Below are 12,540 nucleotides of genomic sequence, written 5' to 3'. Positions count from 1 at the left end.
ATGATTTTCATAATACTTTTCCTATTTTGTTTTATAATGTCAGTGGCTTTTATAGAAGAAAGACTCGATTCTTCTATTAAGTTGCTTTTATTGATTTTAATAGGAGGGGGAATGGCTCTTGTGGCAGGATTTCGGCCGAGTGATATAGACCATGATTATTCTAATTATGTGAATCTCTATAACAGTAGTTATGATATTACAACAGAAATATCGTTCGTCTTGTTGTCTTATCTGGTCTATTATGTGTTTGATAATGTCGTCTTTTTATTTCTGATTTATGCTATATTGGCGTTGTCACTTCAGATTCTATCCATAAGAAGATTGACCGATTTATGTTTTCTGTCTCTTTTGGTTTACTTGAGTAATTATTATTTGCTCCATGGTATGAATCAGATAAGGGTAGGGGTTGCGTCTGGTTTCTTTTTATTTGCACTTCAATATTTGAGGACCGGAGACCGATTTAGGTATTTGTTATGCATTTTTTGTGCAACTTGTTTTCATTATACTGCCGGAATTCTTGTGTGTTTTGTTTTTTTTTCTAATGAGATTTTTAAAAAGTGGCAATATATATTTTATGCATCAATCATACCTTTTTGCTATCTGATATATTTTTTGAAGATGGATTTTTTATTGATGCTTCCTATTCCTTATATAGAAGAAAAAATGGAGATTTACCGTTCTTTACAGGAACAAGGATTATGGGATGAGATAAATGTTTTTAATTTAGTCTTTTTGGTAAAAATAGTTATCACTTATTTTTTGCTTTGGAAGTGTGAGTTGATTGCTCGTTTTAATCCGTTTGTGGTTATTCTTCTGAAAGTTGAGATTTTGTCTTTGGCTGCGTTTATACTTTTTTATAATCTGCCTGTTTTTGCATTTCGTTTGAGTGAGTTGTTGGGAGTGGTAGAAGTGATACTATTTCCTCTTTTATATTATACTATAAAACCGGATTATGCATCGAAAGCAATTGTCGGTGTAATTGCTTTAGTGTTTTTGTTTATCGGGGTTTTCTATAATCAAGTCATATACATTTAAATATAGTGCTTTTTGTCAGTGCGGTATGTTTCTAAAGGGTTGGAAATGGTTTTTCTTGAAATCAGATGTTGATAATCAATACTTTTTCGTAACTTTGCCAAAAAGGAGGAAAAAATGGAAGGTGGCAGAGGGTGCTAAGATGAAGGAAATATGTACTTGTGTGTAGCTTCCTTAATGATTATTTATGGATACTAATAAAGAGGCTCAGAATAGTAAACGCATCGCCAAAAACACATTGATGCTTTATATACGCACATTCTTTATCATGATTGTGAATTTATACACTTCCAGGGTAACATTGGATGCCCTTGGGGTAGACGATTTTGGAATCTATAATATAGTCGGTGGCGTAGTAATAATGTTTTCAATCATATCAGCTTCATTATCTAATGCTATTACAAGATATTTGACTTTTGAAATAGGCAATCATAATAAGGCAAAATTAGGGCTTGTTTTTTCTACAAGTGTCAATATACAATTTCTTCTCTCGTTTTTGGTCGTACTTTTGACAGAATTATTAGGGGGATGGTTCTTGTTTAATCGGATGCAGATACCTCCAGAACGTTTGAATGTGGCTTTTTGGGTATTGCAATTCTCATTGTTGACTTTTGTTGTTCAGTTGATAAGTTTACCTTATAACGCCATTATAATAGCTCACGAGAGAATGAATGTTTTTGCCTATGTGGGTATCATTGAGGCTCTACTCAGATTGTCTGCTGCATATGCTATTGTGATTTCATCGTTTGATAAGCTTTTTTTCTATGCCTTATTAGTTGCATTGTCTGCAATAATAGTGAGGTTTATATACGGCTGTTATTGTTCTAAGCATTTTACGGAATGCAAATACCGTTTTGGCATAGATAAAAAATTGCTGAAAGAAATGTTTGGTTTTGCCGGATGGAATTTTCTCGGTACAGGAGCATATATACTCAATACCCAGGGAGTTAATATTGTATCTAATATGTTTTTCGGGGTCGTTGTCAATGCTGCGAGGGGAATTGCAGGGCAGGCGGAGAATGGGGTCAAGCAGTTTATAGGAAATTTTACCACGGCTTTGAATCCTCAAATTATAAAGACCTATGCGGAGAATGATCTTGTAACGTGTTTTAAGATTGTGAGACAGGGGGCGAAGTATTCATATATTTTAATGTTATTCTTTTTTATCCCATTTGTGCTTGAGGCTGATTTTGTGCTTGGAGTTTGGTTGAAGGAGGTACCGGAATATGCTGTGTTATTTTGGCAATTGGCTATGTTGGGGGTCTTGGTAGATTTGCCAGGGGCACCATTGACGACGCTTGCGCAGGCCACCGGAAATATAAAGAAATTCTATATTTATGTCGGTGGGTTAGGATGTGCTGTACTTCCCGCAAGTTATGGATTATTTGAACTCGGATTTCCGCCTGTTGCTGCATACATTACTTATGTTGTAGTTTATACCTATTTGGTTTATGTACGTCTTTTTTTATTGAAAAGACAGATTGGTTTTCCTATACGTCCATTTGTGGTACAGGTTGTAGGAAGAGGGGTTATAGTGACAATTGTTTCGTTTGTTTTGCCTCTTGTTTTGGCTAATACGCTTCAGGAGGGAGGAGAACGGTTTATATATGTTTTTGTCTCAAGTTGTATATCGGTTTGTGTTTCAACTTGGATTATTGGAATGGGCAATAGCGAACGAAAAAAGGTGATTTCATTCGTCAAAAATAAATGTGTTTTATGGATAAGAAAATAAAAATAGCATTAGTGACTTGGCTAGGAACAGGTAATTTTGGTACAAGTTTGCAATCTTATGCTCTACATAAAAAGTTGGAGGATTTGGGCTATGACGTATGTATCCTGCATCCATTTGTTTTTATGAATGGGACATCTTTCTCTTTTTTCCGTTGGTTACTGTATCAGATTAGGAGATATGGCTTGTCGTTGAAGAGAATGTTCCGTGCTCGTACTGTCAAGCAGCAAAAATTGGATGTTTTTAATAAAGAGAATTATAATCATAGGATTGTTCATAATTTATCTGATTACCGCTGTTTGTTGTCAGAAGTAGATGTTTTTATGACGGGAAGTGATCAAATATGGAATTGTTGCCATCGTTTTGATTCTTTTATGTTTTTGGATTTTGTAGGGGGCGGGAAGCGGGTTGCTTATGCTTCAAGTATAGGGACAAATTGTGTTCCCGAAAAATATGAAGACCGGGTGAAAGAATTATTGTTCTCATTCCAACATATTGGAGTCAGGGAAGGGTATACGGCTCGATATCTTTCATCTTTATTGGGGAAGAATGTTTCACGGGTTTTGGATCCTACTTTTTTACTTTCATCTCAACAGTGGTTGGATTTTTCCCGGAAAGCTGATATTCCTTTTCGACTTCCATCAAAATATATTCTATGTTACTTTGTGGGGAATAGAAAAGAATACTTGTCTCAAGTCGTAAAAGTACAAAAAACATTGGGTGTACGAGACATTATTCTTTTACCGTCTTTGGAGAGTGGGAGTTTGGAATTGTACCATGCAATGGTGGATGAAAGTGCAGGACCTTATGAGTTTGTACGGTATGTGGCGGAAGCTGAGGTTGTATGTACAGATTCATTTCATGCTTGTGCCCTGTCTGTTAATTTATCAAAGGACTTTGTGGTGTTTAAAAGATTTAAGGATACAGAGCAAGGCTCTCAGAATGGTAGAATTCACGATTTTCTTGATTTGTTCGGGCTTACAGGACGGCTATATGATGATACGGGTATGGATTGGGCTAAGCCTGTAAATTATGGATTGGTACAAGATCTTTTGCAAAAGGAACGGAAAAAGTCTATGGATTATCTTATTCATTCAATAGAGAAATAATATGGTACGTTGGAAAAAATATCTCAAAAGGTTAGGGCGCTTTCTTATCGGTGGATTTCCTGTTCATCATGTGACCGTAGTTACCTTATCTCCAAATGAACTTCTTGAGGGACGTTGTGCTTTGATTACAGGAGGTGCAAGTGGTATTGGATTGGCTATAACAAAGGCTTTTCTGCAGGCTGGGGCATACGTGGTCATGACCGGTCGTGATGAAAGAAAGCTTAAAAAATGCTTTGAGGAATTGGATGGAAGATTTCCCAATAGGGTTTATTTTTATCGTATGGATAATTTGGATGTAAGCTCTTTTGAAGACAGTTTAAGGGAGATACTCACTTTGTTATCAGGAAAAAAGATAGATATACTGGTGAATAACGCCGGTGTGGAAAGCACGGCTATGCCCCATGTAACGGAAAGTGATTTTGATAAAGTTGTTGATACGAATTTGAAAGGAACATTTTTTCTATCCCAATTGTTCGGGAGATATATGGTTGATAATGAAATAGAAGGAAATATTCTGAATATCTCATCTTCTTCCAGTCTCAGACCGGCTAATTCTCCTTATATTTTGAGTAAATGGGGGATAAGGGCATTAACCATGGGGTTGGCTAAATCTCTGGCACCGCATGGAATTGTGGTGAACAGTATCGCGCCAGGGCCTACGCAAACATCTATGTCGAATTTAGATGACGATTCCGACATTACATTGGTTTCCAGTCCTATCGGACGTTATGCCAAACCTGAAGAAGTGGCACAGATGGCTGTAGTCTTAGTGAGTGGGATGGGACGAACGGTCGTCGGAGATACTGTTTTTATGACCGGGGGATTGGGGAATCTTACAGTAGATGATTATAGTCGACGTTATTCTTTTGAATAATGTGGAATGAAAAAAAGTATAAGAAATATGGAAACTTATTATTCTAGTGAAAAGGGTATACAGATACTTGTCAAGCTGTTAAAAGCTCATCATATAAAGAAGGTGGTGACCTCTCCTGGAGGGACTAATATGATGTTGAATGCTTCATTGATGTATGATGGAGGATTTGAAATGTATTCATCGGTGGACGAAAGATCGGCTGCTTATATGGCTTGCGGAATGGCAGAGGAGAGTGGTGAACCTGTTGTACTTACATGTACCGGTGCCACGGCGGCTCGTAATTATATGCCGGGATTAACAGAAGCCTTTTATAGGAAGTTGCCCGTGTTGGTAATCACCGGTACACAAGACTTGAGACGGTTAGGAAATTTGTACGACCAGGTTACGGATCGTAGTGTACATGCCAAGGATATTCTGACTTTTAGTACTTATATCCCGTCAGTACGTGATACGAAGGATGCGGAAAATGCGGCATTGCGCATTAATCAGGCGATTTCGGCTTTGACACTTCATGGCGGAGGACCGGCTCATGTGAATTTGGAAACTACATATAGCCGGGATTTGTCGGTTAAGCAATTGCCGTATGTTAAAGTTGTCAGACGAATTGATTATGATGGGGATTTCCCTCCTTTGCCCCAGGGTAAGATAGCTATATTTATTGGGGCACATCGTCCATTCACAGCAAGAGAGACGGGTTTGATTGATGCTTTTTGTGAAAATAACAATGCTGTGTGTTTTTGTGACCATACAAGTGGTTATAAGGGGAATTTTAGGCAGGTGGATGCTTTATTGACAGTACAAAATGCACCATGTTTACAGGATATTCGTTTGACGATACATCTGGGGGAAGTTTCTGGTGATCATTTTAATATGGGGGGGAAGGCACAAGAAGTGTGGCGCGTGAATAGGGATGGACAATTGCGTGACAGATATGGTAAGCTTACTTATTTGTTCGACATGGACGAATCCCATTTCTTTGAGAAGTATGGCCAAAAGCGAAATGTAGGCAAGGGTACACTTTCTTTTTTGAAATCATGTAGAAATGATTATGTCAGATGTTATGAGAAAATTCCGGATTTGCCATTTTCAAATATATGGATGGCTAAACAGTTGTCTTGCAGACTTCCAGAGGGGTGTGCCATACATTTCGGTATTCTAACGTCTTTAAGATCGTGGGATTTTTTTGAGATTCCAAAATCCGTGAATTCTGCATGCAATGTGGGAGGTTTCGGTACGGATGGGACTCTTTCCTCTCTTTTGGGGGCAGCTTTGGTTCATCCTGATAAGTTGTATTTTGGAGTTTTGGGAGACTTGGCCTTTTTTTATGATATGAATGCTTTAGGTAACCGGCATTGGGGGAAAAATATCAGAGTTTTATTGGTAAATAACGGTAAAGGTTGTGAGTTTACTCATTATCTGAATCCTGGTCATATATTTAAAGAAGGTGTGAATCCATATATTGCGGCTGCTGGACATTATGGCAATCAGTCGCGTACATTAGTAAGGGATTATGCCAAAAATCTTGGTATAAATTATTTATCTGCTTCTTCTAAAGAGGATTTTTTAGAAAACATGGGTACTTTTCTATCTACTGAAATTAATAAGTCATACCTTTTTGAGGTGTTTACGCGTGATACAGACGAAAATGAGGCTTTACGTTTGATTACAAGTACCGGATTGGTTGGAGACGTCAAGCAAGTTTTGAAAGAAAAAGTAGGGAATGTAATTGGAGAAAAAGGGATGGAGTTTGTAAAACGTATACTGAAATGATTTGTAATGTCTGAAGAAAATAGTGTGGATATTGTTGTTTGGATGACGGTAATAGAGCCAATTAAAAAGGGGAAATGAAAAAGGTATTGGTTTTAATGTCTACTTATAATGGACAAATGTATTTGAAGGAGCAATTGGTTTCTATTTATGCTCAAAAAGGAGTAGATTGTACTTTGTTGGTACGCGATGACGGGTCTTCGGATTGCACAAAACAGATCTTGGCTGAAGAGGAAAAGAACGGTAACTTACGATGGTATGAAGGGCGAAATGTAGGGCCGGCACGGAGTTTTTGGGATTTGTTGTTAAATGCTCCCAAATGTGAATGGTATGCCTTTTCGGATCAAGATGATGTATGGCATGAAGATAAATTGAAGGCCGCATTAGAACAATTTGGAAATTGTGTGGACAGACCTGCTTTGTATTTTGGACAAACTCAGTTGGTTGATGAAAATTTGTGTCCAATGGATAGTGTAAAGATTCATCCTTTGTTGACTTATGGTGAAGCACTCATGTATCAGTTCGTAGGAGGGTGTACGATGGTATTTAACGATAAACTTAGAAATGAGTTACTGAAGTATACTCCTCGCTATATGAGAATGCACGATGTATGGATTTATGATGTTGCAATGGCATTGGGTGCATGGGTTTGTTTTGATGATAAGCCTTATATCCTATATCGCCAACATTCTCGAAATGCGGTTGGACAAGTGAACTCTTCATTATTCCGGTGGAGAGAAAGAATTGGAAGGTTACGGAAAAATGAAAGGATACGTTCTTCTATTGCCAGAGAATTATGGAATGGTTATGCTGAATTGATGGTGGAAGAACACAAGGAGTTAACGTTTAAGGTGATAAACTATAAAAAATGTTTCAACAAAGTTTCTTTGATTTGCGGACATGAACTTGATTGTGCAAACCATTTTGTGTCCATTTTTGGGAGATTGTCTATTCTTTTTAATTTATTTTGAAAATTTAAATTATGAAATATCCTGTAATTTCTGTCGTTACTATATGTTATAATAGTGTGAATACTTTGGAGGAAACGATAAAGAGTGTGGTGGAGCAGAAGTACCCATATATAGATTATGTAATTATAGATGGAGGGTCAACAGATGGGACTTTGGATATTATAGAACAGTACAAAGAACATTTGGGGTATTTCTGTTCCGAGCCAGACAAAGGCATAAGTGATGCGTTCAATAAAGGTATCTTTCATGCTAAAGGAGATTTGATTGTAATCATTAATAGTGATGATATTTTGCTGCCTAATGCATTGGAGGTGGTTGCAAAGTTTTATGAACCGGATGTGGATGTTTACAGGGGAAACGTGATTATCCGCAACAAAGATACGGGATTTACCGGGCGTGACATCCCCTCTATGAAGTTCCCGTTAATGCCGTTTTTTGTGAATGTAGACCATCAGGGTACTTTTGTAACGGCTGCAGCTTATCGCCGTTGGGGAGGATACGATTTGAAATTCCGTTATATGATGGATCATGATTTTTTAACACGGGCTTATCAGGGAGGGGCACGTTTTAAATACATTCCGGCTGATTTGGCAGAATTTAGATTGGGAGGAGTCTCAGTGGCTCCTATATCTGCAAAGAGATATGATATTGAGCACATTGTGTTGAATAATGGGGGAGGAAGGTGGTTAGCCAAGTTCTGTTATTTTTATTTTTGGGCTTTTGATTGCGTAAAAAGATTAATTATTTGTATCTTTGGCATAGATATGCTGAAACGCATGCATTACGCCAAAACAAATAAGGGGTAAGTGTGTATTTATGAATGATTAAGTATGAAAGTTTATTTTATAAACCCGCCTTTTAAGGCAGAATATGGTAAATTCTCAAGGGAATCTAGAAGTCCGGCAATAACAAAAAGTGGTGCTTTATATTATCCGTTATGGCTGATATACGCTGCTGCTTATGTAGAGAAGAATGGGCATGAAGTATATTTTTTGGATGCACCGGCAAAACCTTTAAATGAGGAAGTAACGTTGACCTTGCTTGCGAATAAGGCGGATGATAATACTTTGTTTGTCTTAGATACCAGTACACCTTCCATAAAAAGTGACGTGAGTTTTGCAGGACGTATCAAGCAAATGTATCCACATTCCTTTCTTGTTCTGGTTGGAACCCATCCTTCTGCATGTGCGGAGGAAACATTAGGATATTCCAAGGCGGTAGATGCGGTGGCGATAGGAGAGTATGATGAAACTATAAAAGAATTGGCTGACGCCATTGAGAACCGGGAAGAGCTTCTGCAAGTAAGGGGATTGTGCTTGAGGCAAGGGGAGACTTTTATACGTACGGGGATTATGCCTTCCATAAAGAATTTGGATGAAATCCCGTTTGCTTCCACTTTTATTAAAAACAACCTGAACGAAAGGGATTATTTCTTTGCGGCGGCTACTTATCCTTCTATCCAGATTTTTACGGGAAGGGGATGTCCGTTCCATTGTAATTTTTGTGTGTATCCGCAAACCATGCATGGACATATATTCAGGGCACGTTCTGCAGAGAATGTAGTGAATGAGTTTGAGTATATTGCGGAGAATTTTCCGGATGTCAAAGAAGTCGTGATAGAGGATGATACTTTCACGGTTAATAAAAAACGGGTTCTGGAAATCTGTAATTTATTGATAAACAAAGGGCTTAATAAACGTTTGAAGTGGCTTTGCAATGCACGGGTAAATTTGGACTATGAAACCATGTGTGCGATGAAAAAGGCGGGTTGTCGGTTGATTATTCCCGGAATCGAATCCGGGAGTCAGCAAATATTAGACAATATAAAGAAGGGAACGAAAGTGGAGCAATTCTATCGCTATGTTTCTGATGCAAAAAAGGCAGGTCTGCTTATTCATGCTTGTTACATGGTGGGTAATTGCGGAGAAACGAGAGAAACGATGAACGAGACTTTGAATTTGGCTTTGAAATTGAATACGGATACGGCACAGTTTTTTCCTTTAATACCTTATCCGGGAACAGAGGCATATACATGGGCTAAATCAAATGGTTATATAGAGTTGGACTATGCAAAATATTGTTTAGCAGATGGTACCCATAATACAGTGCTTTCTTTGCCGGGACTTTCGGCACAAGACATGGTGGATTTCTGTAACAAGGCTCGTAAGAAATATTATTTGCGCTTTAGCTATATCCTTCATAGGTTGAGGGTCGGGTTGGCGTATCCTTCTGATTTGAAGAGGTCTATAAAAGCATTTGGTAAGTTAAAACATTACTTGTTTTCTAAGTAACGTGTCTATGGCGATGGATATGGTATCTGTAATCATGCCGGTTTATAATTCCGGGCGTTTTATAGAAGATTCTATACTTTCTGTGATTTCACAGACTTATTCGTGTTGGGAATTGATTGTCGTGGATGATGGTTCAACAGACAATTCCAAAGATATTGTAGAACAATATGTGAAAAAGGACTCCCGTATACATCTGTTGCAGAACTATAAGCCTTTAGGCATTCCTGCTATTCCAAGGAATATAGGAATACAGCAGGCTAAGGGACGCTTCATCGCTTTTTTGGATAGTGATGATATTTGGTTCCCTACTAAATTGGAGCAACAGGTTCGGTTGTTTAATCATAAAAAAACGGCCATTGTTTTTTCTAATTATGAAAAGATGAATGAAGAGGGGTTTCGGGCAGGTCGAATTATAAAGGCTCCGGATACGGCTTCTTATGAATGTTTGCTTAAAGGTAATGTGATTGGAAACCTGACAGGTATTTATGATGTTGCGAAAGTGGGGAAGGTGCTGTTCAGGCCGATTCATCATGAAGACTACGCTTTATGGTTATCTATTTTAAAGAAAGGCTTTATAGCTCGTAATACGAATACGGTAACCGCTTTATACCGTGTGCGGAAAGCTTCCGTGTCTTCACGGAAGTTAGCCGTGCTCTCTTGGCAATGGAATATTTATATGAATGTGGAAAAAATAGGGATTATAAAGTCTGCATATTATTATATTAATTATGCATGTAGGGCTTTGCATAAGAAATTAATTTGATTTCTTATGCAAAGCTTGTTGGTTGGGAAATAGGATTTTCCGCAAATCGGTAAGGTAGGGAAAATATTGTTGGATAATCAAGTTTATCCCTGTTGCAGCCAGTAGGGCAATGGAAGTTACGGTTAAAGTAAGGGCGTATGAGGCATCGGGAGCGAATAGCGAAATGATGCTGCCGAATAAAGCTGGCATTACTCCGGAGAAGAAGTAAAATATAATGGAGTTCTTTCCAATGTATTCCAACCATTTTACCTGAGGGAGCAGGTGTGAGAGGGTAATGATACAAATAATACTGCATAGGATGGTCAGATATTCCCATAAATGCATGTAGATGTCCGGTATTGTTTTTTGAAGATGTGCGGGATTTGTAATCATGATACTGTAAAGGTATACGAAAGCTGCTACTCCGAAAACGTAGGGTTTTGATATTATTTTGTTAATTCGGGATTCGTATCTCAAATATATACCGCCCAAGCTCATCAATAAGGTAGAAGCCATTCCTGTTTGATAGTACCAAGGAAAAGAGGAGGGGAAGATACCTCGGAGGTGTATTCCCAAAAGGGACAAAAGAGTGCATGCGACTACATAGAACGCCATATGACTGCGTTGGCTCAGTAACAAAACTGCCAATAAGATTTGTGCGACGGATAAAGCGGAAGTAAACCAATAACTGGTTCCTCCCCATACATCATGAAGGTATTGCCCGAAAGATAGGGGATTCCCGTGGAATATCATTTTGGGGATGTAGATTAAGGTCGAAAAGGCGAGGGTGGGGATGACTAACCTGAAAATCACGTTGGCTATCAGCTTATGATATTCCTTTTTGGGAAAACAGATTGTTTCGGGAACTTTCATATATTTTTTGAAAAGCAGGTAGCCGCTAATAAAAAAGAATGTGTTGACATAGAACGGTGTCAGAACATAACCGTATGAAAAACCTGCATCTCCATAGTAGAATTCACTATGGAGCAAGTAAACGGAAATCATGCAGAGTGCGCGGGCTGTATTGATCCATTTGATATTTTTGCTTTGCATCCTTTTAAATTCATGCCTGTTTGATAAGTTTCTTTATTCTCATCTTCGCTTCCCAAGGTAGGGCTTGTACAATGAATTGTACGGAATTATAAAAAGTATATTTTAACGAAGATTTCAAAGTATAGCTTATTTTTAATTTACCGGCCACTTCCATGAGTGCGTGGCATATTTGCATGCGGTCATGACCTGAAAGATATTCTTCCGATGGTATTTCGGATAGTTTTTTTATTATGGCTATTATATGTCCGTTTTCGTGGCGGGTTACGGTTATGTCTGCGTGTGCACCAAGTAAACCTTGAATGATAGACCTTTCCGTTTTGTTCCAGATGACGAGTTTGCCATTCTCTTCGTCAATGTTATACTGGTGAAAACCTTTATATTGTTCCGTTTCAGCTTCGTTAGGATGATGGTTGAGATATAATATGCCCCCGGTCTTCAGTGTGGAGAAGGCTTCCTGTATGCCTTTTATGGGCATGGCAGAGTGGTCGAGTGCATTTTGGATGATAATCAGGTCTGCGTCGTGGCGGGGAAAGAAGTCCGACAAGTATTCCACCATGCCGAATTCTATGTCCGGTAGGTTACGGTGGTACCTTTTCTTAATGTCATTGAACACATCCGCCAATGGGTCTACGTAATGGAGGTCAAGTGCCGTTTTAGTACCATTAATCTCTATATAGTTACCGGTTGCATAGCTTAATCCGCATCCCACGTCCAAAACTTTAGGTTTGCAGGAAGTGCAGGATGAGAGGAAACGGTTTGCGTCAAAACATTCCAAATCGATGATTCCGCCATAGTTTGACCATTGCATCATTCCGTTGAATGTCTGTTTCCAACGATACACATTGTTCCAAAAAGCCTTTTCATAAGGGATTCCGTCAATCCATTGGCTTATGCCCTTTATATATTTTTCCATGTCCGGCTTTGAATAAATATGCCTTTCCCCTCGTGGTGAAAGGAAAGGCATCATGTTCA

The 12,540-nt window shown here is 38.4% G+C and carries 11 protein-coding genes; 9 read left to right on the top strand and 2 right to left on the bottom strand.

Annotated features, from left to right (window positions below):
* The 9 genes from E0E47_RS07135 to E0E47_RS07095 all read left to right on the top strand — a co-directional run bounded on the left by E0E47_RS07135 (position 1) and on the right by E0E47_RS07095 (position 10,536).
* The gene (locus E0E47_RS07135; protein WP_130893309.1) at positions 1-1,035 is read left to right on the top strand and encodes an EpsG family protein; all 1,035 of its coding nucleotides are present in this window, start codon (positions 1-3) and stop codon (positions 1,033-1,035) included.
* A 184-nt stretch (positions 1,036-1,219) separates the two neighbouring features.
* Positions 1,220-2,764, top strand: a complete 1,545-nt coding sequence (locus tag E0E47_RS07130) for an MATE family efflux transporter (protein ID WP_008630185.1) — start codon at positions 1,220-1,222, stop codon at positions 2,762-2,764.
* Positions 2,749-3,870 carry a polysaccharide pyruvyl transferase family protein gene (locus tag E0E47_RS07125; protein WP_172604671.1) on the top strand — a complete coding sequence of 374 codons (1,122 nt, stop codon included), beginning with the start codon at positions 2,749-2,751 and terminating at the stop codon, positions 3,868-3,870. Before E0E47_RS07130 ends, E0E47_RS07125 begins: the two co-directional genes overlap by 16 nt.
* Before the next feature lies 1 nt (position 3,871).
* Complete coding sequence (locus tag E0E47_RS07120; protein WP_008630183.1) at positions 3,872-4,744, top strand: SDR family NAD(P)-dependent oxidoreductase; 873 nt, start codon at positions 3,872-3,874, stop codon at positions 4,742-4,744.
* Between the two features lie 27 nt (positions 4,745-4,771).
* A complete protein-coding gene (locus E0E47_RS07115; RefSeq protein ID WP_232038365.1) occupies positions 4,772-6,514 on the top strand; it encodes a thiamine pyrophosphate-binding protein in 1,743 nt (580 codons plus the stop codon).
* Between the two features lie 74 nt (positions 6,515-6,588).
* Positions 6,589-7,482 (top strand): glycosyltransferase family 2 protein, encoded by an 894-nt coding sequence (locus tag E0E47_RS07110; protein ID WP_008630181.1) that lies wholly within the window; start codon positions 6,589-6,591, stop codon positions 7,480-7,482.
* 11 nt (positions 7,483-7,493) lie between these two features.
* Positions 7,494-8,288, top strand: coding sequence for a glycosyltransferase family 2 protein (locus tag E0E47_RS07105; protein ID WP_008630180.1), 795 nt, complete (start codon positions 7,494-7,496; stop codon positions 8,286-8,288).
* Between the two features lie 24 nt (positions 8,289-8,312).
* Entirely contained in the window at positions 8,313-9,773 is a 1,461-nt protein-coding gene (locus E0E47_RS07100; protein WP_008630179.1) for a B12-binding domain-containing radical SAM protein, read from the top strand.
* Positions 9,774-9,780: 7 nt separating this feature from the next.
* The gene (locus E0E47_RS07095) at positions 9,781-10,536 is read left to right on the top strand and encodes a glycosyltransferase family 2 protein (RefSeq protein ID WP_008630178.1); all 756 of its coding nucleotides are present in this window, start codon (positions 9,781-9,783) and stop codon (positions 10,534-10,536) included.
* Here the strand turns inward: E0E47_RS07095 and E0E47_RS07090 are convergent.
* Positions 10,528-11,568, bottom strand: coding sequence for an acyltransferase family protein (locus tag E0E47_RS07090; RefSeq protein WP_130893306.1), 1,041 nt, complete (start codon positions 11,566-11,568; stop codon positions 10,528-10,530). The genes E0E47_RS07095 and E0E47_RS07090 overlap by 9 nt on opposite strands.
* A 10-nt stretch (positions 11,569-11,578) precedes the next feature.
* Positions 11,579-12,481: a class I SAM-dependent methyltransferase gene (locus tag E0E47_RS07085; RefSeq protein ID WP_172604670.1), complete on the bottom strand. Its 903-nt coding sequence runs from the start codon at positions 12,479-12,481 to the stop codon at positions 11,579-11,581.
* Positions 12,482-12,540: the final 59 nt, after the last annotated feature.

The sequence above is a fragment of the Paraprevotella xylaniphila YIT 11841 genome, from assembly GCF_900683745.1.
Lineage (GTDB): Bacteria > Bacteroidota > Bacteroidia > Bacteroidales > Bacteroidaceae > Paraprevotella > Paraprevotella xylaniphila.
The sequence above is the reverse complement of the archived record's forward strand: the minus strand, read 5'-3'. Positions and strand labels throughout refer to the sequence as shown.